Source organism: Halorientalis persicus (assembly GCF_900110215.1).
Taxonomy (GTDB): domain Archaea; phylum Halobacteriota; class Halobacteria; order Halobacteriales; family Haloarculaceae; genus Halorientalis; species Halorientalis persica.
The window spans coordinates 276,135-297,501 of the sequence record NZ_FOCX01000003.1 but is presented as its reverse complement, the minus strand read 5'-3'; the positions used below and the strand labels follow the sequence as shown (position 1 = coordinate 297,501).

Genomic DNA, 21,367 nt, shown 5'->3' with positions numbered 1-21,367 from the left:
CGAGTCAGTCGTCGGCGGTCGCTTCGGTGGACGCCTCGGCGGTCGAGGGCTCGGTCGCCGCCGTCGCCTCGATCGATTCGTGGCCGGTCCAGGTCAACTCGCCGTCGTAGTGGAACGCGCGGTGGTCCTGCTGGGGGTCGACGACGGTCAGGGAGAGCCAGCCGTTGTCGAGCAGTTCGGTCACGGCCTCGTGGTCGGCGAGGACCTCGGTGATGCGCTCGACCGGGGCGTGGATCACGGTCGAGAGGCGGAGTGGCTGGTGGTAGGGTTCGTCGTCGGCGGCCATGAGCGACTGGAGTGGGAGGCCGGTCATCAGGTCGCCGCCGTTGCCCTGGTAGACGCCGACGTTGCCGACGGGATTGTGCGTGACCTTCGAGCCGCTGCCGTAGACGCCGTTGTCGACGGTCGCGAAGTAATACTGGGTGTTGATCCACTGCGTGACGACCAGGGGGCCGGTCACGATGGCTTCGAGCGCGTCGCCGTCGTCGTCGGTCGACCAGTCGTAGGAGTGGAGGAACGACCGGCCGTCCAGATCCAGGTTCTCGGTGAGTTCGCGCGGGCCGACGACGAAGCCAGCGTTGCCGGCCAGGCCCCACTCGGGACGGGTCTCGGCCCAATCGGCGGCGCGGCGCTCGGTCTCGCGGACGCCGTGGTCCTCGTCAGCGCCCATGTCCGCGGCGCGCTCGGCGGCCGCCCCGGCGCGAGCGGTCTCCAGGTCGGCACGGAGTTGTTCGAGGTCGTCGGCGTGGCTCTCCGGGACCGACTCGTCGAACAGGTCGATCTCGTCGGTCGTCGTGTTGTGTTCGCCGGCGACGAAGACGGTGTCCTCGGGGATCTCGATCCCGCGCTCGCGGAGTTCGGCTCTGACATCGTCGTCGTTACAGATTGCCGCGAGGACGCGGGCGTTCGGGCCGCCGGGGTTGCCGGCACAGGCCCCACAGTCCAGGCTCGAATCGAACGGGTTGTTCGCGGTCTGGCTGGCGTGGCCGGCGAAGACGACGAGACGGGCGAACTCCTCCCAGCCCATTAACTCGAAGGCCGTCGCGGCGTACTCGACCTGCTCCTCCAGCGTGAGCCCCTCCCGGAGTTCGGTCACGGCGTCGGGGTTGTAGTCGACCGAGGGCTCACAGATCTCGTGGTCGTCGGGCACGCGCTCGTCGGCCGCGTCGCGGGCGTCGTAGACGCGACCGGGCAGGAGCGTCCGGGCGGCCAGCGCCAGTCCGTAGCCACTGCCCGCGCTCTCGACGTAGCTGAACGCGGTCGCGGCGTTCGCCTTGAGCGATTTGACCAGTTTGGCGCCCGCGTCGCGAACGTTCGACCAGCGGTCGTAGGCCGTCCGGTCGCCGGCGTCGGCCGTCGGGCGGTCGGTGATGCGGTGCTGGGCGTCGACGATGGGCGGACAGGCGTCGACGCTCACGTCGGCGTCGTATCCCTCGTACCGCATCGGGATACCGAAGAAGCCGGCGTAGCCGTGGGTCTCGTAGTCGCCCGCGGCCTCGATGTGGCGGCGGACGATCTCCGAGCGCGTGTCGATACAGAACACGAACTGCGCGTCGGGCCGGCCGCCGTCGGCTTCGGCGGCCGTGGCACTGCGGTCGGCCACGGCCTCGACCAGTTCCGAGCGATAGCTGGCTTCCCACGCGGAGAGCCAGACTTCTTCCAGCGGGACGCCATCGTCGTCGGTCACCTCGGCGTCGGTCACTGGCTCGGCGGGCAGAACCTGCGCGTCGAACAGGTCGGAAAGCGTGAGGCGGACCGCGAGATACCCGGCCAGCGTGATCGGGTACGTCGACTGCCAGGCACCGTCGGCGGCGGCGCGTTGCTTGATGAACCCGGTCCAGCCCGGGAGCGCGGTGAGGTGGTGCTCGAAGATGGCCGGCCACGCGTCTCTCGGCTGGTCGTCGAGGACGCGCTCGATGGCGTCGGCGGGGGCCGCGGGCCACGCGTCGGCGGACCCGTCGGGAATGTCGCCGTCGTGGGGGGCGACCGACCGGACGGCGGCGTAGAACCCCTGCTCGCGGTCGGGCATCGACCAGGTGGCCGTCCCCTGGTCGAGGAAGGCCGCGAGCCACTTCGTCAGGACGGCGTCGACGCGATCCGCGGGCGTCTCGGCCGTCTCGACATCCGGTGTCCTGTCGGCACGGGATTCCAGCCGGTCGAGCGACGCTTCGGGGTCGGCCTCGTACCCGCGTTCGGCGAGTTTCTCGGCCAGCACGTCGGGGTCGATCCGCCCCGTCTCCCAGGCCTGGCGGAACACGTGGGGACTCGGGTAGCCGTCGCCGCCGAGCAGGTCTTCGGCCCGCTCGACGGCCTCGTGGAACGGACGGTCCTCGAACCCGGCGAGGGGGTTGGCCGTCACGAACGAGTGGAGCGGCCAGACCGAGCCGACGCTGTCTGTTGCCTGTTCGATGCTCTCGGATATCGCTGTGTCAGTATTCATTGTACTCCTCCGTGGCGGTCAGCAGGGTTCCGGTCGACGGCTGTGAGGCGTTGACCAGCGCCACGTAGAGCCGACGGCTCCGCTGGTAGAGGCCCGTCTCTATGGCGACGTAGGCCGCGAGGAAGGCGACTGCGACGAGGCCGTGAACGAGGGTCAGCTCGGCCGGTGCCGTCACGAGCGGGACGCCGGCCAGGACCGCGGAGACCGCGGTGTAAACCCCGGCGTAGACGGCGATGGCGGGCAGGAAGACCAGCGGAACGACACCGTACCGGATCGCGGCCGGAACGTCGGTGTGCCGGACCGCGGTCCAGGTGGCGTGCAACGTCGTCAGCGAGATCAGGCCCGTCAGCAAGAGCCCGCTGTCGAAGTGCGTGCCCTTCCCGGTGAGGAGGGCGAACAGGGCACCGCCGGCGACGGCCGTGAGGACCGTCACGGCACCGCCGACGAGGGTTACCGTCCCGGGCTCGGACGTGGCCGGGCTGGTGTGTTCGACCTGTTCGCCGGCCGAGAGGAACAGGTAGGCCTTGTAGAACCCGTGGAGGATCAGGTGGGCGATAGCGGCCCCGAAGAAGCCGAGGCCGGCCTGGGCGATCATGAAGCCCATCTGGCCGGTCGTCGAACAGCCGAGTTTGCGCTTCACGTCGGTCTGGACGGCTTTCAGGAGTTTGCCCAGCAGTGCGCTGGTCGCGCCGGCGACCACGACCAGGAGCATGAACGTCGCGTCAGCGGTGACCACAGGGGCGAACCGGAGCAGGAGGATCCCACCCGCGTTGACGAAGCCGGCGTGCATCAGCGCCGAGGCCGGCGTCGGCGCGGTCATCGAGGAGAGCAACCAGGAGTGGAAGGGGACGAGCGCGGACTGGACCATCGCGGCCAGCAGGAGCAGGCCCGCGGCCACGAGCAGGGTCGCGTCCGGGACCGTGCCGACGGCCGTCAGGATGCCCGAGATCGTCGTCGCGCCCGTCGCCCAGGCCAGCGTCGCGAGGGCGGCACCGAGGAACAGACTGCTGGCCAGAAAGTACCGGCGGGCGAGGGCGGCGGCGGCCCGGGCCTGTGGCCAGCCACGGACGGTCCCGATCAGGTCGGCCATCACCAGTCCCATCGCCAGCCACGCGGCCCCGAACAGGGCGACGTGGTCGGCGGCGACCAGCACCATCACCGAGATCGTGAACGCGAACAGGCGCGTGAAAAAGCGCGTGATGTGTTCGCTCCCGGCCATGTAGCGCCGCGAGTAACTGTGGACGATGCCACTGAAGAAAGTCACCACGACCCACAGCAGGACCGTCAGTCCGTCGACGGCGGCCAGTCCAGGGATCTCCCAGTGCCCACCGGTCAGCTGTCGCGCGACGAGCGCACCGAGACTCGCGACGAACAGTGTCCACACGAGTCGCGTGAACACCGCCGGTGCGAGCGGCGTCGACGTGGACGTGTTCGGGAGCTGTCCCACCGTTTTCGGCCCGGTCTGTTCTGTCATCGTTTGCTCTGTGAGCGGCATCACACCACTCCACCGGGATCACCGCAACCCCGGCGAACTGATGTCGCCGCCTTCACCCATAGTACGAACAAACTGTGTATTAAATCCTTCTATGCGACCAGACTGTTCTCTCAAAGCCCCATTATAGAACATTATGGTCTAAATGGTGGTACGCCATCACACGGCATCGTGGGCCGCCCGTGGTGCCCGCGGAAATCCACGAGCGGCCTCGCGACGGCGGCAAGGAGGCGGAATGCGGCGACTGCCGGTCCAGCTCCGGTGGCCGTCACCGCCGTGACGCTCGTCGGCGTGGCCCCGACCGCCCGGGGAGGCAGTGCGGACGAACTGGTCGTGAACCAGCATTTTTCTCTCGTTCCGTTCGGTGTCGTGGTTTAGAAAGCGATATTGTTCATCCGAACGAGTGAAGCGTATGCAACAGTTCGAGGGGACGGTCGTCGCTGGATCGTCGTTCGAGCCCGTCGAGGGGCGTGTCGTCGTCGAGGACGGCCGGATAACGGCCGTCGAACGGGCCAGCGTCGACGCGACGGACATCGTCGTGCCGGCGTTCGTCAACGCACACACCCACCTCGGCGATTCGGTGGCGAAGGAAGCGGCCGTCGACCTCGGCCTCGAAGCGGCCGTCGCACCGCCGGACAGCCTGAAACACCGGCGGCTGGCGGCCGCCGACCGGGACACCCTCGTCACCGAGATGCGCCGCACGCTCCGGTTCATGGCACAGACGGGGACGGCGGCGTGTCTCGACTTCCGCGAGTCCGGGCCGGCGGGCGCTCGCGCGCTTCGGGCAGCCGCGGCCGGGACCGCTGTCACGCCGTTCGTCTTCGGGAGCGGACCGACGAGCGTCCTCGACGTGGCGGACGGGTACGGCGCCAGCGGTGCGAACGACGACGACTTCGAGACCGAACGGGCGGCCGCCCGGGACGCGGACGTTCCGTTCGCCATCCACGCCGGCGAACCGGACGCGACCGACATCCACCCCGCACTCGACCTCGACCCGGACCTGCTCGTCCACATGGTCCACGCCGAGGACGAACACCTCGAACGGGTCGCCAACCAGGACGTGCCGGTCGCCGTGTGTCCGCGTGCGAACCAGGTGCTGGGCGTCGGTCGCCCGCCAGTCCGCGACCTGCTGGACCACACGACGGTCGCGCTCGGGACGGACAACGTCATGCTCAATCCGCCGTCGATGTTCCGCGAGATGGCCGTCACCGCGAAGTCCTTCGACGTGACCGCCCGGGAGGTCCTCCGGATGGCGACGGCGGCCGGTGCCGAGGCCGTCGGGCTGAACTGTGGCGTCGTCGAACCGGGCCGGGACGCGGCACTGCTGGTACTCGACGGCGAGTCGGACAACCTGGCCGGCACCGCGGACCCGATCCGGGCTGTGGTCCGCCGTGCGACGCCGCTCGACGTGAAACGGGTCGTCCTATGAGGACTCCGCGTCGGGTTCGAACCCGCCGAACGGCGTCGTCTCGTGGCTCCGAACGAGGACCTCGTCGGCGACGGTCAGCCCCATCTCCAGCAGTTCCTGTGCGACCGGCGTGATGTCGTCGTCGGACTCCCCCACGACGGTGACGAGCAGGTTCTGTTCGCCGGTGACCAGTTCCTGGACCGACACGACGCCGTCGATGTCGAGGATCTCGGGGATCTGTTCCCCGCGCTCGGGGATCGAGGCCGTACAGAACAGCAGCATCCGGAGCGGATACCCCGACTTCCCGTAGTCCACGTCGGCGCTGTACCCCTTGACGATCCCCTCGGACTCCAGGCGCTGGATGCGCTTGCGAACCGTGCTGTCAGAGGTCCCCGTTCGCTCCGCGATGTCCCCCGAGGACATATTCCGTGCGTCCTCCTGGAGCGCCCGGAGGATCGCCCTGTCCACGTCGTCGATCTCCTCGTCGGCCATGCCACGGTGTTGACCCGTCTCCGACAAAGTAACTTCGCCACACGCTACGAACTCGCCCGAACGCACAAGTCGTGGCGACTGGTAGTGACGCCTAGCCGACTCTCCGGCGTCGACCGATGGACTCCGAACTGGACTTCGAGGAGGTGTTCGAGCTCGAACGGGAGTTGCGGGCCGTCGAGCGGTCACTCCACGACCAGCGGACGGAACTCCGAACGGAGTTGACGGCGGCGTTCAGGCGGGCCAACGCCGACACGCTCCACGACGCCGACCAGCGGGAGTACCCCCTCAGCAGGCCGGAAAAGCGCGCGGTCAGGCGGGAGACGGCGGGCCCGGTCAGACTCCTCCCGGAGTGGGAAGATGCCTACCGCGAACTGGCAGACGACCAGCGGACCGCGCGGGAGCGGCTCGCTGACTTTCACCGCGACGTGTTCACCACGCTCGCCGCGGACGCACCGTACACCGTGAGCGTCGATCCGAGCGGGACGAGCCTCGATCAGCCGTACCTCGACGTGCGCGCCCGGGACGGCGACAGCGTGGTCGTGCTGGCGGTCGACAACCCCGTGACCGAGGGCTACGCCTACCGGACGACCGCCGAGTACTCCGAACAGGACGTGGAAAACGCGCTCCGGCTCTCGGAGAGCCTGCCGGACATCGACATCGAGCGGTTCGGCTTCCTGACCCACGACACCGCGCTTGTCGGCGACATCGACGCCGACACGACCGAGCCGGAGCGCATCCGCGCCCACGTCCGCGTGGAGATTCTGGAGGGGCTCGACGCCGTCGACTACGAGTACGTCGAGACCGACGGGAGCCCGATCCTGGCGTTCCTCGAAACCGTCGACGAGCGGGGGCTCGACGGGGACTGAACCGGGCCCACACACGGGGTATCACCCCGACCAGCAATCGGTGCCCCGACCCGATCCGACGGCCGTCGGCCGGCGGGACGGGATCGACAGGCTTGTTATACCGTGTCAGGAAATTTTTCGCTAGTACACGAGCGATGTCCGCGAACGACTGTCCGGTCTGTGACGAGGGGTTCGATTCGGCGGGGGGCGTACGGCGTCACGCCTGGGAGGCACACAGCGCCTGTCACTACTGTGGGGAGCAGGTCGCGGGGGACGAGACGGCGGCGCTGTACCGGCACTGGCTGGTCGCCCATCCCGAGGACCTGTCCCGTCGCGACGCCAACCGGGCCGAGAACGAGGTCGATTCGATCACGTTCGGGGACCGCCTCTCGAACGGCGGGGTCGGAGCGGCCGTCCGCGGCCTCCCGCGGCGCGCCTTCCTGGTCGGTGGCGGCGTCCTCGCCATCGGCGGGGTCGCGGCCGGCGGGATCGCACTCAGCAACGTGCTGGGCAGGACCGAGGAGATCGAGACGGAGGAGGCCGGCCCGGTCGGGAATGCGTCAATCCCGGACGCGCCCGGCGACTACCGCTACGCCGTGATGGGCAGTGCCGACGCGGCCGCGACCGTCACCTACTTCGGGAGCTGGAAGTGTCCGGTCTGTGCGCGGTTCGGCGAGGGGTTCCTGCCGACGCTGGTCGCCGACTACGTCGCCCCCGGTGATCTGCGGATCGAGTTCCGGAACCTCGCCTACTTCGGCGGCGACCCGTTCCTCGGGCCCGACGCGCCGAACGCGGGCCAGGCCGGACTGGCCGTCTGGAACACGGACCCATCGTCGTACTGGCGCTTCCACGAGGTCGTCTTCCGGAACCAGCCACCGGAGGCCCAGCACTGGGCCACGCCGGACAAACTCGAAGCGTTCGCGGCGGCCGCGGGCGTCTCAGACCCGGGTGCGATCCGGAGCGCCGTCCAGAACGACGAGTACGACGACGCGCTCCGGGCGACGAGTCAGCGAGCCCAGCAACTGGGCGTCAGCGGGACGCCGACGCTCCGCATCGGCAACAGCCTCGTGAACCCGGGGAACCAACAGCAGACGAGAAACCGCATCGAGACCGCGATCGAGAATGCCTGACCTGCCCGACCCGGCAACCTGGCTCACCGCCGGGACGCTGTTCGCCGCCGTCGCGACGGCTGGGAGCCTGTTTTTCAGCCTCGGACTCGGCCTCGTCCCCTGTGACCTGTGCTGGTACCAGCGAATTCTGATGTACCCGCTGGTCGTCGTCCTCGGCGTGGCGACGGTCGAGTTGCGACCGGCGGTCTGGAAGACCGCCCTCCCCCTCTCGGTGCTGGGGCTGGTGCTCGCGAGCTATCACTCCGTGTTGCAGGTCACGTCGAGTAGCTGTGCGTTCGGCGGCGCGTGCGCCGCGATCCAGTGGCGGAGCCCCCTGGTCGGGCTCACGATCCCGAACCTCTCGCTGATCGGGTTCGCGCTGGTGACCATCACCGTCGTCGCCGGATCGGGACTGGTCGGTGGCGACACCAGCGTCTGATTCGCCCCAGGGGTCGCGACGCCGGATCGCCCTCACTCCACGTCGGGCGCGCGCTCGTCGGGACGGCCCGGCAACGCCAGTTCGATCTCCAGTTCCGGGTCGCCGACCCCCTCGAAGTCGACCTCCAGTTCGACCGGTTCGCCGAACGCGAAGGGGAGTTTCCACTCGTCGGTCGTGATGGTCACCTCGTCACCCTCGCGGAGCTGTTCGCCGAGGTCGATCAGGAACCGACCGGCCTCGTCCGCGTCGAGACGGTACTCCTGTTCGAAGTCGCGGCCGGGACGGATGCGCGTGCGCTCGTCGTCAGTATCGGGTGTGGGATCGTCCGCTGACATCGTGTGTCGACCTAACCACGCCGGCAGACACGTGGCTTGTGGTCTGTCCGTTTCGGGCCCCGAGCAGCGGAGGGGGGCAACCGATTCCAGAGGGAATCGACCCCTCGTCACGGGGACCGTGCAGGCACGCATCGTGCAGCCAGAGGAAGGCGGGTTCCCGTGACGGGTTTTCGTGCAACTCAGAGACACAAGTAGCCACTCCTGCCAATACGAGGTGTTTTATATCGGAGTCGACTCGAGCACGGTCCGGCAAGCCGAAGAGACTTGTCGTTCGGTGAGAAAGACGGGGGTATGCTCGGGTATCTGCGAGCCGCCCTCGGACGGATCGGCCTCGGTCGCGAGCAGTCGGCGGGCGACGAGGCGGATGCGACGGGCCCGGACGACGCGGAATCGGGCGACGGGGGTACCGATTCGATCTGGGACTTCATCCCCGGCCGCCAGTACGGCGGCCGGCACGCCGAGTCGGGCGGGATCGCCCGCGGCGAGCAGGAACGGGCCCTCCAGGACATCGAGCGGAAAGCCGAGATCATCGAGGGCGAGAGCGACCACACGGACCCGGCGGTCGACCGGAACGAGCCCTGACGGAGTCGCGGATCGACGGTCCCGGGTGGCGAGGCACTTACGGCGCTGGGACCCCTATCGCGGGTGATGAGCGAGAGTGCACGGGCGACCCTGGCGGGCGGGTGTTTCTGGTGTATCGAGGCGGCGTTCGCGGAACTCGACGGCGTCGAGTCGGCCGTCTCCGGGTACGCGGGCGGCCACGTCGACGATCCGACCTACGAGGCGGTCTGTCGCGGCGAGACCGGCCACGCCGAAGCGGTACAGGTGACCTACGACCCCGACGCCCTGACCTACGAGGACCTGCTGGAGGTGTTTTTCAGTATCCACAACCCGACGACGAAGGACCGCGAGGGACCGGACGTTGGCACGCAGTACCGGTCGGCCGTCTACTACCACGACGACGCCCAGCGCGAGACCGTCGAGCGGTTCGTCGACGAACTCGAAGCCGAGGGCGTCTACGACGACCCCATCGTGACCGAGGTCGAACCACTTGAGCGGTTCTGGGAGGCCGAGGAACACCACCAGGACTACTTCGAGAAGAACCCCAACAAACCCTACTGCGCGGCCAACGTCCGACCCAAGGTCCAGAAGGTCCGCGAGAAGTTCGCGAACCAGGCACACTAGTCGCGACGCGCGAGCGCGGCGAGGCCGATCACGAGGGCCGCGAGCGCGACGCCGGGACCGAACCCGTCACCGCTGGCGTCGGTGAGCCGGGTCCGGGTCGGCGTGCCGGTCGCGGTCGGTGACGACGGAGCCGTCGTCCGCGTGTCGGTCGTCGGGGCCGCAGTCGTCAGCGTCTCGGTTCGCGTGCTGGGGGTCGTCGGCGTCGATTCCTCGAGGTCGACGACGGTCGAGACGGGCTCGCCGTCCCGGCGGAAGGGGCGGTCGGGGTCGTCAGCCTCGAAGAGACGATCACCGTCGACGTCGACGTAGGCGGTCACGACCACCGAGTCGGCCGTCACGGCCCGCCGGTACTGGATCGTCAGCGTGTCGTACTCGCCGGCCGCGACGTACCGGGTGGCGACGATCGACCCGTCGGGCCCGTTTCTGACCACGAGGAAGCCACCGCTGGACAGCGAGACGTTCCGGAGTCGGACCCGGGTTCGCGGGGCGTCGGCCCGCACCGGCGTGAACGAGGCGGTCAACTCGGCGAGTTGCCCCCGCATCTCGCCGAGGCGTTGCCCGTCGGACGTGGCCGTGACCGCGAGCGGGACGCCTTCGGGCGCGTCGGTCAGGTCCAGCGAGAGGTTGGCGAACGACTGCTGGCGGCCGGTGACGGTCGTGGCCCGCTCGACTTCGAAGGGGTGACCCACGCCGTCGAGCGAGATTGTGAGTGTCGTCCCGGGTGCCAGCGGTGTCCGCCCGACCAGTCGCTGGTCGGGGAGCGGGTACAACACCAGGCCGTCGTTCGGCGGCGTCGAGAAGGAGATGGCGGCGGGGAAGATCCCCAGCGAGGAGCGCGCGGCGACGCCGTCGTGCGTGAACTCGAACTCGAACACCCTGACGGGGGTGATGGCCGTGCCCGGACCGTCGTCGGCGAGGCCGTTGCCGTTCGTGTCGTCGGTCGCGCGCAACCGGCCGGTGTCGTAGATCAGATCGAACGTGTCCGCGCCGACGCGATGCACCACGAGTTGCTCGACGGTCAGGTCGATAGCTCGCGGCGGGCCGTCGCCGGACGTGATCTCGACGGCGGTCAGTTTCGTGTCGGGGCCCGACAGCAGCGCCCGGAAGCGCTCGGTCGTGGTGTTGCCGGGCTGATCGGCCACCGCCGCCCCCAGATTCGGGGTCGACACGCGCACGACGAGCGTGTCCGAGAGCGCCACGCGCTGGCGGCGCGTGAGCACGTCGGATACCGTCCCGTCCCGGAGCGCTTCGAGCGTGTCGCCCGGCGCGACGAACGTCGTCAGGTTGGCGTCGGTCGTCTGTGTCGCGTCGGCGGTCGACGACGCGTTCGCGACGCCAGCGCCCGCGGCGAGCGCGAGGAGAACCAACACCGTCGTCAGGGCTGTCCGACGTGGGCGCATCTAGCAGACCCGTTCCACGAGCGGGCATATCAGCTTGGTGGACGGGTCGAGGACTGTGGAACGCGATATCGACGGCCACAGCGGCGCACGCTGCAGCCCAGTCCGCCAGCGATCAGCGCGTCGACAGCACCGATTATGTAGGTCCACGAACAAACGGCGCGTATGGCGACCGAACCGCCCGAGTCCTCCGACGCCGCGGCGAGCGAGTTCGACTGGCTCACGCTCGACGATGGCGAACACGTACAGTGGTCTAGCAACCCCCACGTCTACAGCATCGTCCCCGCGCTGATCGTCGGGCTCCCGCTCTCACTCCTGTTGATCGGGATACCCATCGTCGTCGGGGCGTACCTGAACCGCGAGAACACGGTGTACCTGCTGACGAACGACGCACTCTATCGCAAGAGCGGCATCCTGTCGCGGGACGTCCAGAAGATCGAGTTCGGGAAGGTCCAGAACATCTCCTACTCCCAGGGGGCGCTGGGGAACTACTTCGGCTACGGCACCGTCGACATCTCCACGGCCGGCGGCACCGGGGTCGAGATGCAGTTCCGGGCCGTCCCCGATCCGAAGGCGGTCCAACAGCGCATCAACGAGCAGAGCCGCCGGGCGCGAGGGACGGGCGGCGGCGAAGACGACGACGCGAGCGAGGATCCCGAGCAGATACTCGACGACATCCGCACCGAGTTGCGCGCGATCCGGAGCGCCGTCGAAGCCGACGGCCAGGCCACCCGACCGACCGATCCGGAGGGCGACGATGACGAGCGCAGCTGACGGCGGGACCAGCGCGGACGGACCGCCGGCGTGGCTCCCGCTGGCGAGCGAGGAGAGCGTCGAGTGGCAGGGCGGGCCGCGGATCCAGACGATCATCCCGTCCGTCGTCGTCGGACTAACCTTGGTGCTTGGCGGGCTGGGAGCGCTGTGGTACACGGCGACCGAGACAGGCAGCGCCGTGCTGGCGGCGCTTGGCGTACTGGCGATCCTCGGTGGCGTCGTGCTCCCCATCTGGTCGCTCCTCCGGGTCAAGCACACCGAGTACGTCGTGACCGACCGGCACCTCTACCGGAAATCCGGCGTCCTCGGGCGGCGGGTCACCACCGTCGGGTACGGGACGGTCCAGAACGTCTCGTACTCCCAGGGGATCACCGGGACGCTGTTCGACCACGGGACGGTGGCGTTCGACACCGCCGGCGGCACCGGGACGGAACTGGCGTTCAGCAACGTCGACGATCCCAGCACCGTCCAGCAGTTGGTCGAGCGACGGCGCACCCGATACGGCGGCGGGGACGGCTTCGGTGGCGCGACCGGAGCCAGCGGCGACGGGTCGGTCCCCGGCACGACCGAACAGTGGGCCGCCGTCCGTGAAGAAGTGGTCGCACTCCGGCGAGCGGTCGAGCGTCGTCGAGGGTAGGGGTCAGAGGTTCTCGCGCTGGTAGGACCCGTCGTAGGTCCCCTCGTGGTCGGCCGCCGCGAGCGTCAACTGGGCGATGCGGGCCCCCTGCTGGAGTTCGATTTCGTGGTGCACCTCCAGCAGTCCCTCGCCGCGGCCCTCGTAGCCGGCGTCCCAGACCGCCGTGTCGAGCATACAGGAGTTGCGCAGCAGGGACGAGCGGGGGTAGAGGAAGCCGACGTGGTCCGCCGGAATCGTGATGCGTTCGGCGTAGCGGACGATGTATCCGCCGGGTTCGAGGTGGTAGATCCCGTCGTCGTCGGACTCCAGTTCCCGACGGTCGCCGACGGTCTTGCCGCCGCGCTCGATCCGTCCGGGACTCTCCTGTTCGAGGACCGCGCCGAGCGTGAGGTCGACGCCGTTGGGCTGGACCTGGGACTCACGCAGGTCACCGAGATGATCGGCCAGGACGGCTCCGCTTCTGAACATGGGCGAGTGGCCGGCGAGCGCGCGCAAAACGCTGACGGTCCGCGACGACCGCCCACACGGCGTTCACAGGGAGTTCGATACCACCTCGCACGTACGCGACGCCGTACGACACTGGATGACATCCAAGGGGTACTAGGGATGCAGGAGACCTGATATCGGAAACTCGCATGATTTATGTCTACGGACAGTCGACAGACAGACGTTATGGGACAGACGCTTACGGAAAAAATTCTCGACGATCACCTCGTCGAAGGCGAGTTGGAGACAGGCGAGGAGATCGGGATCGAGATCGATCAGGTCCTGACACAGGACACGACTGGGACGCTGGTGTGGCTGCAGTTCGAGGCGCTGGGCCTCGACGAGGTCCAGACGGAACTGGCCGCGCAGTACTGTGACCACCAGACCTACCAGTTCGACTTCAAGAACACGGACGACCACCGCTTCCTGCGCTCGGCCGCAGGCACGTTCGGCGCGTACTTCTCGCGTCCGGGCAACGGTATCTGTCACAACGTCCACAAGGAGAACTTCGCCGCGCCCGGCAAGACGCTCCTGGGCAGTGACTCGCACACGCCGACCCCCGGCGGCCTCGGTCAGCTGGCCATCGGTTCCGGTGGGCTCGACGTGGCCGTCGCGATGGGCGGCGGTGCCTACTACATCGATATGCCCGAGGTCGTCAACGTCCGACTCGAAGGCGAACTGCCCGAGTGGGCCACCGCCAAGGACGTCATCCTCGAGATGCTGCGCCGCCTCAGCGTGAAGGGCGGGGTCAACAAGATCTTCGAGTACACCGGCCCCGGTGTCGAGAGCCTCAGCGTCCCCGAGCGGACGACCATCACCAACATGGGGACCGAACTGGGCGCGACCTCCTCGATCTTCCCGACCGACGAGAAGACCGAGGACTACCTCGCGCGTCAGGGTCGCGAAGACAAGTACGTCGAGCTCCAGCCCGACGAGGACGCCGAGTACGACGACCAGCTCACCATCGACCTCTCGGATCTGGAACCGCTCATCGCCGAGCCGTCGATGCCGGACAACGTCGTCCCGGTCAGCGAGGTCGAGGGCGTCGACGTCGATCAGGTCATGATCGGCTCCTGTACGAACGGTGGCTACGAGGACATCCTCCCGGCCGCGAAGATGCTGGAGGGTCGTTCCATCCAGCCCGACACCGAGATGATCGTCGCGCCCGGTTCCAAGAAGGCAAGCGAGATGCTCGCCCGTGAGGGCTGGACCGCCGAGATGATGGCGGCCGGCGTCAACTACTCCGAGGCGACGTGTGGTGCCTGTATCGGCATCGGCCACGTCCCCGGTAGTGACTCCGTGAGCCTGCGGACCTTCAACCGCAACTTCGAGGGCCGCTCGGGCATCGAGGACGACAACGTCTACCTCTGTTCGCCGGAAGTCGCCACCGCGGCGGCCATCAAGGGCGAGATCGTCGACCCGCGCAACCTCGCGGAGGAACTCGGCGACATGGAGGCGCCCGGCTTCGAGCTGCCCGACGCCTACGAGGGTGCCGAGAACGACATCATCACGCCGGACGACCCCGTCGACGACGACCTCGTCAAGGGGCCGAACATCGGCGACGTCCCGCTGAAGGACGAACTCGACGCCGACCTCGAAGGGGAAGCCCTCCTGAAGATGGAGGACAACATCACGACCGACCACATCATCCCTGCGACCCAGGACATCCTGATGTACCGGTCGAACATCCCCAAGCTCTCCGAGTTCACGCTCTCGCGTGTCGACGACTCCTTCGCCCAGCGCGCACTCGACAGCGACGGCGGCTTCCTCGTCGCCGGCGAGAACTACGGGCAGGGCTCCTCGCGTGAACACGCGGCCCTCTGTCCGATGTACCTCGGTATCGAGGGCGTCCTCGCACAGAGCTTCGCCCGCATCCACAAGGCGAACCTGTTCAACTTCGGTCTCCTGCCCCTGGAGATCGACGCCGAGGACTACGAGCAGATCGAGCAGGGCGACGACATCGAGGTCGTCGACGACGTCGCCGAGGCCGTCCGCTCGGGCCAGGAAGAGTTCACCGTCCGCGTCAACGACGACTGGGAACTCACGGCCACGCTGGACGCCTCCGAACGTGAGCGCGAGATCCTCGCCGACGGCGGGAAGCTCTCGCACACGAAGAAGAAGGCCGACAGCGGTTCCGGCGCACCCGCCGACGACTAGTCGGACCAGCTACTCGAACACGTTTTTTCGCGGTCGCCAACTCCGACAGCCACAGCGCTCGCCGTCCGGAACCGAGAGAGGGGGAGAGACCGGGGACGGGCCGGGGTCGTCGGTCCCGCCGGGAGGCGTCGCGTGGCCACCGAGCGGTGCCGCCGCCAGCGACGGCCCCACCCGGAACGACGACGTGTGGGACCGTAGTTATCCGGCAGTTTTTACCAGTAATCGGGGGCAGGTCTCGTCGTAAGGCGTCCCTGTCGCGGCGGCTGTGAGCGAGCGGAGCGGGCTATGTGGTCCTTACTCGACCGCGAGTCCGTGCGCGGGAGGCGGGAAACCGGACCGTCGCGTCGACGGCTGTGGGTGGTCGGTCGACGGTCGGCGTCCGCCATCGGCTCGGAGATCCGTCGCGATCACCTCGCCTCCGTCCCGAGCGCGCCTGCATGGCGGCTGCTCTGTCGCAACTGAAGATTTATATTTCCGCCAGTCGAGAATTAATGTTATGACGGAATCTGGGGATCCGGGGTGGCTCGAGTCCGAACGGGAGTACACCGACGAGGTGGTCGGGGACGACACGATACCCGAACTGTTCGCGGCGAGTGTCGAACGCAACGGCGACGGCGAGGCACAGCGGTACAAAGGGGGCATCTATCCACGGTCGCTGACGCCGGAAGTCGTCGACGAACCCGAGCCGGGGGCGTACACGTCGATCACCTACGAGAAGATGGGAGAAGTGGTCCGGTATCTGGCGGCAGGGTTTCGCGAGCTGGGTGTCACGTCGGGTGATCGCGTCGGGATCATGTCCGACTCCCGGATGGAGTGGGCGCTGACCGATTTCGCGCTCATGTCCGGCGGTGGCGTGGTCACGACGATCTACACGGAGTCCTCGCCCAAACAGATCAAGTACCTGCTCAACGATCCCAGTGCGACCGGTGTCGTCGTGGAGAACGAGCGACTGCTCGACCGACTCGTCAGGGTGCAAGACGACCTGAGTCTGGACTTCGTGGTCGTCATCGACGAACTCGACCGGTACGACCACGTCGACCAGATCCGGACGCTCAAAGAGGTCTACGACATGGGCGTCGACCACTACGACGAGGACGCCTACCGTGGGTGGCTCGACGACCTGGACAGTCACGACCTGGCGAGTCTCGTCTACACCTCCGGAACGACTGGCAAACCCAAGGGCGTGAAGCTGACCCATCACAATTTCCGGTCGAACATCAACCAACTCTGGAAACGCGTCGGCCCGCGACCCGACAAGGACGAGGATATGCCCGTGCTGGATTCGGACAAGCGCACGATCTCACTCCTGCCGCTGGCCCACGTCTTCGAGCGGACGGTCGGCCACTTCCTGATGTTCGCGGCCGGGGCGACCGTCGGCTACGCCCAGAGCACCGACACGGTCGACGAGGATCTGAAGAAGATCCAGCCCCACGGCGGCGCGAGCGTGCCGCGGGTGTACGAGCGCATCTTCGCGCAGGCCCGCGAGCAGGCCAGCGGGTCGGAGGTCAAAGAGCGGGTCTTCGAGTGGGCCGTCGACGTCGCCCGCCAGTACAGCCGCGCCGAAAGCCCGGGAATCGGCCTCAAGCTCAAACGCGGTATCTCCGAACGGCTGGTCTACAGCAAGGTCAAGGAGGAACTCGGCGGGAACATCATCCTGATGGTCAGCGGCGGCGGGAGCCTGAGCGACCGCCTCGCCGAGTTGTTCGACGGCATGGGCATCCCCATCTTCGAGGGGTACGGCCTGACCGAGGCCGCGCCGGTCGTCACGGCGAACACCCCGGAGGATCACCGGACTGGCACGCTCGGGCGACCGCTGGTCGACATGGACATCCGGATCGACCCCTCGAAGGTGTCCGACGAACAGTTCGCCGACGCCGAGGGATACGTCGGCGAGCTCCTGGTCAAGGGACCGAACGTCACGGAGGGCTACTGGGAGATGCCCGAGAAGACCGACGACGCCTTCACCGCCGACGGCTGGTTCCAGACCGGCGACATCGTCGAGCGCGTCGACGGCGACTACCTGATCTACCACGACCGGCTGAAGAACCTCCTCGTGCTTGACACGGGGAAAAACGTCGCGCCCGAACCCATCGAGGACGAGTTCTCGACTTCTTCGCGGGTCGAACAGATCATGGTGATGGGCGACGACGAGAAGTTCGTGTCCGCCCTGATCGTCCCGAACTTCGACGCCATCAGGCGGTGGGCCGACAACCGGAACCTCGACCTGCCGACCGGGCGCAACGCCATCTGCGAGGACGAACGCGTCAAGGAGTGGGTCGTCCAGGACGTGAACCTCGTCAACCGGACCCTGGAGAAACACGAGACGATCAAAGAGGTCGAACTCGTTCCCGAGGAGTGGACGCCGGAAAACGACCTGCTCACCCCGTCGCTGAAGAAGAAACGGCGGAACATCCTGACCGAGCACGCCGAGAAGGTCGACCGGATCTACGGCGATACAGAAGCGCAGCTAGCGGACTAGCGGTCGAGGGGATCAGTCCGGCCCGGCGGTTTCGCTCGTCGCGACGGCCGTGCTGTCGAGGTAGACCGCCTGTTCGGCGGCGTCCTCGACGGCGTCCATCGCCCGGTCGAGCCACAGCGCGAGTTCCCGGACGACCAGCGCGGCGGCGGTGTCGTCGGTCGCGAACGCCTCCGAGACCAGTTTCCGCCCCACCGTGTCACAGCGTGACTCCAGATCCGCGATGGTGTCCCTGGCATCGTGAACGGCGTCGACGGCCCGGTGAGCGGGGGCGGCGGACAGGTCGTCGACGGCCGCGGACAGCACGCCCACCGCTTCGACGACGAGGTCACCCATTCGAGCGAAATCCGCGGTGGCGGCCGCCGAGAGCGTCGGCTCCATCGCGGCCAGTTCGCCGAGGAACGTCTCGGCGTGATTGGCGGTCTCGTCTGCGCAGGCGAACAGTTCGAGGACGCCCCCGGGCTGGAAGTAGACGCGGGTGAAGTTGGGGCCCATCGACTGCCCCACCGTCGTCCGAATCGTGGCGAGCAGGTCGTCACAGTCCGATTCGAGCCGCCGGGCACGTGCGAGTTCGCGACAGAAGGCCGCCTCGTCGCGTCCGTAGTACTCGACGCCGGGTCGCACGCTCTCGACACAATCGGCGAGTGCGTCGAAGTAGCGGTCGGTAACCTCGACGAATTCGGTCCGGAACGCGCTGGTAGGAGTCTCCTGCATCACGACCGACTTCCGGATTCGACAGGTAAGCGGTTGCTATGAGGGGTCTACAGTGGCGGGAAGGGGTATTGTGCGACTGCAGTTGAAAGAAGGGTCGAAGTAGTTGAATTAAGCCGAACGAACCCTGGGTCGCGTCCGATCGACAAATCTAGGGCAGCTCGAACTCGATCGCAGCGCCCTGCCCGAAGCCGACACACTCGGTCGCGAGGCCGAGTTCGGCGTCGCGCTTGTTCATCTCGTGGATGAGCGTCACGGGCAGGCGGGCACCGGAGGCACCGAGCGGGTGGCCGATGGCGATCGCACCGCCGTTGACGTTGTAGATGTCGTCGTCGAAGCCGAGCTCCTGCTGGCAGTAGTAACACTGGGAGGCGAAGGCCTCGTTGAGTTCGACCAGGTCGTAGTCCTCGGGGTCGCGACCGGTGCGCTCACACAGGCCCTCGACGGCGGGGATCGGGCCGATACCCATCACGGTGGGGTCGACGCCAGCGACGTTGTTGCCGCCGATCTCGGCGAGGATGTCCAGGCCCTGCTCCTCGGCGAATTCCTTGCTGGTGATCATCGTGGCGGCCGCGCCGTCGGAGATCTGGCTGGAGTTGCCGGGCGTGACGGTCCCGTCGGCCTTGAACACGGTCGGGAGGCCTTCGAGCTTCTCCTTGGTGGTGCCCGGGCGAATACCCTCGTCTTTCTCGACGGTGATCTCGTTGCCCTCGTCGTCGGTCCCCTCGATGGGGACGATCTCGTCGTCGAAGCGGCCGTCTTCGGTGGCCTCGACGGCGCGCTGCTGGGAGCGGGCGGCGTACTCGTCCTGGGTCTCCCGGGAGATGTCGTACTCCTCGGCGACCTTCTCCGCGGTCATCCCCATCTGGAGGTTCATGACGTTGTAGTCGTCGTTGAGTGCGGGGTGGACGTTGGCGGTGTTCTCACCCATCTCGACGCGGGACATACTCTCGACACCGCCGGCGATGAGCACGTCGCGCTGGCCGGCGCGGATGGCGTCGGCCGCGGAGATGATCGCCTGCGCCGAGGAGGCACACCAGCGGTTGACGGTCGTCGCGGGCACGCTCTCACCGAGGTCGGAGAGCAGCGAGATGACCCGAGCCATGTTGTTGCCCTGCTCGCCACGCTGCTGGGCACAGCCCCAGATCAGGTCGTCGACGTCCTCGCCCTCGAGGCCCGTCTCGTCCAGCATCTTGTTGATCAGCGGGATCGAGAGGTCCTCGCTGCGGACTTCCGAGTAGACGCCGTCCTCTTTCCCCTGCGGTGTACGGTACGCTTTGACAACGACTGGCGTGTTATCTGCCATGTGTAGCCCATCAGGGTCGTTCGTGTTAAATCCCGTCGAACTCCCACCGCTGGCACTACCAGTTGTCGGCGGTGGCCCGCCTTCGTCGTTCCTATGTTAACCACCTCGCATAGATGGCTTACAGTTGAACTACTGTCCGAATATTCGGTGAACAGCTCACACGGCAGTTGCGGGGATTCGGTGAGAATCGGGTGGGTGTGCCAGGAGTGAGCCGGGGCGTTCGCGGACGGAGTCCGGGGGGCTTATGTCCGTCGCGGTCGAATCTCGGTGGGAATGAGTGACCCGGAGCTGGACGTCGTCGAGTTCCTGTTGACAGCGACAGCGTACAACGACGACCGCGAGTTAGAGCCGGACGATCTCCCGCCGACCTTCCGGACTGTGTTCTGGAGTGACGGCCGTATCGAGCGACCGCTCTCTGCGACCGCGACGGCGGCCGCAGACGCGACCGGCGTCGAACGACCCTGGGACGCCGTGTCCGGACTGATGTTCACCGACCGCGACGACTTCTCGGGAGATATCGAGTTCACCGACGAGGACATGGCCGAAGAGTGGTTCCTCGACCGCGCCGACGAGGAGCGGATCCGCGACAACCCCACGCTGGCCGCCAGGTACGACGACGAGTTCGACGTCGACTACGACGAGGCCCACGAGCTGAACCGGCCCGCACGGGCGGATCGGGCCTGGATCGACAGCCTGCTCGATGAGTACTTCGACGACGAGGAAGAAGAGGAGATGCTCGACCTCGTGGACATCCGCGCCCCCGAGGAAGTCGAGATGACGATGGACGACCTGGTCCTCACCGAGGACCAGGAAGGCGAGATCCACAAGATCGTCAAGGCCATCGAGCACCGCGATTACCTCGCCCAGATCGGCCTGCGCGAGATCGGGAAACTCCTGTTCGTCGGTCCGCCGGGCACCGGGAAGACCTCCGTGGCCCGGGCGCTGGCCCGCGAACTCGACCTGCCGTTCGTCGAGGTGAAGCTGTCGATGATCACCAGCCAGTACCTCGGCGAGACGGCCAAGAACGTCGAGAAGTCCTTCGAGGTCGCCCGTAGACTCTCCCCGTGTATCTTCTTCATGGACGAGTTCGACTTCGTGGCCAAGACGCGCTCGTCGGACGAACACGCCGCGATCAAGCGCGCGGTCAACACCCTCCTCAAGAGCATCGACGACATCAGCCTCATCGAGGACGACGTGTTGCTGATCGGGGCGACCAACCACCCCGACCAGCTCGACGCCGCGGCCTGGCGGCGCTTCGACGAGATCGTCAACTTCCCCAAACCGGATTCGGGGATGCGCTCGGACATCCTCCGGGTCGTCACCCGCGAGATGGAGATCGACGACTTCGACCCCCAGACGCTGGCGGAGATGACCGAAGGATTGACCGGCAGTGACCTCCGGCTGGTCCTCCGTGAGGCGGTGTTGAGCGCCCTGACAGAGGAGCGCACCACCCTGACCCAGCAGGACCTCGAAGACGCCGTGGCCGACTTCGAGGAGCGGGACAATCTCAAGAACCTCGACATGATCGACGGCGACGCCGACGCGCTGGTCGCCGGGGGCGACATCTCGGGCACCGACGAGGAAGAGACCGCCGCCGACGGGCACGGCCACGATCACGATCACACGGACGACTGAGCACCCAAGTCAGTCCGCCGGGAGCAGCATTCTACCGTCTCGC

At 67.5% G+C, this 21,367-nt stretch carries 19 protein-coding genes; 11 read left to right on the top strand and 8 right to left on the bottom strand.

The window, feature by feature from the left end; all coding sequences use genetic code 11:
* Positions 1-4 precede the first annotated feature (4 nt).
* Both BMX17_RS05305 and BMX17_RS05300 read right to left on the bottom strand, forming a co-directional pair.
* Positions 5-2,440, bottom strand: a complete 2,436-nt coding sequence (locus BMX17_RS05305) for a DUF2309 domain-containing protein (protein ID WP_092658394.1) — start codon at positions 2,438-2,440, stop codon at positions 5-7.
* Positions 2,430-3,914, bottom strand: a complete 1,485-nt coding sequence (locus BMX17_RS05300) for a proton-conducting transporter transmembrane domain-containing protein (RefSeq protein ID WP_092658474.1) — start codon at positions 3,912-3,914, stop codon at positions 2,430-2,432. Before BMX17_RS05300 ends, BMX17_RS05305 begins: the two co-directional genes overlap by 11 nt.
* A 430-nt stretch (positions 3,915-4,344) precedes the next feature.
* Between BMX17_RS05300 and BMX17_RS05295 the strand changes: the two genes are divergently transcribed.
* Positions 4,345-5,361: an amidohydrolase family protein gene (locus BMX17_RS05295; protein ID WP_092658392.1), complete on the top strand. Its 1,017-nt coding sequence runs from the start codon at positions 4,345-4,347 to the stop codon at positions 5,359-5,361.
* Here BMX17_RS05295 and BMX17_RS05290 read toward each other — a convergent pair.
* Positions 5,356-5,832, bottom strand: a complete 477-nt coding sequence (locus BMX17_RS05290; protein ID WP_092658390.1) for an Lrp/AsnC family transcriptional regulator — start codon at positions 5,830-5,832, stop codon at positions 5,356-5,358. The genes BMX17_RS05295 and BMX17_RS05290 overlap by 6 nt on opposite strands.
* A 116-nt stretch (positions 5,833-5,948) precedes the next feature.
* Between BMX17_RS05290 and BMX17_RS05285 the strand changes: the two genes are divergently transcribed.
* From BMX17_RS05285 to BMX17_RS05275, 3 genes are all read left to right on the top strand, one after another.
* The gene (locus BMX17_RS05285; RefSeq protein WP_092658388.1) at positions 5,949-6,698 is read left to right on the top strand and encodes a hypothetical protein; all 750 of its coding nucleotides are present in this window, start codon (positions 5,949-5,951) and stop codon (positions 6,696-6,698) included.
* Between the two features lie 134 nt (positions 6,699-6,832).
* The gene (locus tag BMX17_RS05280; RefSeq protein ID WP_092658386.1) at positions 6,833-7,807 is read left to right on the top strand and encodes a DsbA family protein; all 975 of its coding nucleotides are present in this window, start codon (positions 6,833-6,835) and stop codon (positions 7,805-7,807) included.
* Positions 7,800-8,225 carry a disulfide bond formation protein B gene (locus BMX17_RS05275; RefSeq protein ID WP_092658384.1) on the top strand — a complete coding sequence of 142 codons (426 nt, stop codon included), beginning with the start codon at positions 7,800-7,802 and terminating at the stop codon, positions 8,223-8,225. The genes BMX17_RS05280 and BMX17_RS05275 overlap by 8 nt, the downstream gene beginning before the upstream one ends.
* A 32-nt stretch (positions 8,226-8,257) precedes the next feature.
* On the opposite strand, the gene BMX17_RS05270 is transcribed toward BMX17_RS05275, so the two are convergent.
* A complete protein-coding gene (locus tag BMX17_RS05270) occupies positions 8,258-8,560 on the bottom strand; it encodes an amphi-Trp domain-containing protein (protein ID WP_092658382.1) in 303 nt (100 codons plus the stop codon).
* Positions 8,561-8,851: 291 nt separating this feature from the next.
* Between BMX17_RS05270 and BMX17_RS05265 the strand changes: the two genes are divergently transcribed.
* Both BMX17_RS05265 and msrA read left to right on the top strand, forming a co-directional pair.
* Complete coding sequence (locus tag BMX17_RS05265) at positions 8,852-9,142, top strand: hypothetical protein (protein ID WP_092658380.1); 291 nt, start codon at positions 8,852-8,854, stop codon at positions 9,140-9,142.
* A gap of 66 nt (positions 9,143-9,208) precedes the next feature.
* Positions 9,209-9,745, top strand: coding sequence for a peptide-methionine (S)-S-oxide reductase MsrA (msrA, locus tag BMX17_RS05260; RefSeq protein ID WP_092658378.1), 537 nt, complete (start codon positions 9,209-9,211; stop codon positions 9,743-9,745).
* Here the strand turns inward: msrA and BMX17_RS05255 are convergent.
* Entirely contained in the window at positions 9,742-11,145 is a 1,404-nt protein-coding gene (locus BMX17_RS05255; protein ID WP_092658376.1) for a DUF7282 domain-containing protein, read from the bottom strand. The genes msrA and BMX17_RS05255 overlap by 4 nt on opposite strands.
* 162 nt (positions 11,146-11,307) lie before the next feature.
* On the opposite strand from BMX17_RS05255, the gene BMX17_RS05250 reads away from it, so the two are divergent.
* Together BMX17_RS05250 and BMX17_RS05245 are read left to right on the top strand one after the other, a co-directional pair.
* Positions 11,308-11,916: a PH domain-containing protein gene (locus BMX17_RS05250; RefSeq protein ID WP_092658374.1), complete on the top strand. Its 609-nt coding sequence runs from the start codon at positions 11,308-11,310 to the stop codon at positions 11,914-11,916.
* Positions 11,900-12,553, top strand: a complete 654-nt coding sequence (locus BMX17_RS05245; RefSeq protein WP_092658372.1) for a PH domain-containing protein — start codon at positions 11,900-11,902, stop codon at positions 12,551-12,553. The genes BMX17_RS05250 and BMX17_RS05245 overlap by 17 nt, the downstream gene beginning before the upstream one ends.
* A gap of 3 nt (positions 12,554-12,556) precedes the next feature.
* Here the strand turns inward: BMX17_RS05245 and BMX17_RS05240 are convergent, their stop codons facing one another.
* Positions 12,557-13,021, bottom strand: a complete 465-nt coding sequence (locus BMX17_RS05240) for a deoxyuridine 5'-triphosphate nucleotidohydrolase (RefSeq protein ID WP_092658370.1) — start codon at positions 13,019-13,021, stop codon at positions 12,557-12,559.
* A gap of 204 nt (positions 13,022-13,225) precedes the next feature.
* Between BMX17_RS05240 and BMX17_RS05235 the strand changes: the two genes are divergently transcribed.
* Entirely contained in the window at positions 13,226-15,196 is a 1,971-nt protein-coding gene (locus tag BMX17_RS05235; RefSeq protein ID WP_092658368.1) for an aconitate hydratase, read from the top strand.
* Positions 15,197-15,692: 496 nt separating this feature from the next.
* Positions 15,693-17,675, top strand: coding sequence for an AMP-dependent synthetase/ligase (locus BMX17_RS05230; protein WP_092658366.1), 1,983 nt, complete (start codon positions 15,693-15,695; stop codon positions 17,673-17,675).
* Between the two features lie 12 nt (positions 17,676-17,687).
* Here the strand turns inward: BMX17_RS05230 and BMX17_RS05225 are convergent, their stop codons facing one another.
* The gene (locus BMX17_RS05225; protein ID WP_092658364.1) at positions 17,688-18,386 is read right to left on the bottom strand and encodes a DUF47 family protein; all 699 of its coding nucleotides are present in this window, start codon (positions 18,384-18,386) and stop codon (positions 17,688-17,690) included.
* Positions 18,387-18,534: 148 nt separating this feature from the next.
* On the bottom strand, positions 18,535-19,689 hold the full coding sequence (locus BMX17_RS05220) for a thiolase family protein (protein ID WP_092658362.1): 1,155 nt from the start codon (positions 19,687-19,689) through the stop codon (positions 18,535-18,537).
* A 273-nt stretch (positions 19,690-19,962) separates the two neighbouring features.
* Here BMX17_RS05220 and BMX17_RS05215 point away from each other — a divergent pair, with 273 nt between their 5' ends.
* Entirely contained in the window at positions 19,963-21,324 is a 1,362-nt protein-coding gene (locus BMX17_RS05215; protein WP_092658360.1) for an ATP-binding protein, read from the top strand.
* Positions 21,325-21,367: the final 43 nt, after the last annotated feature.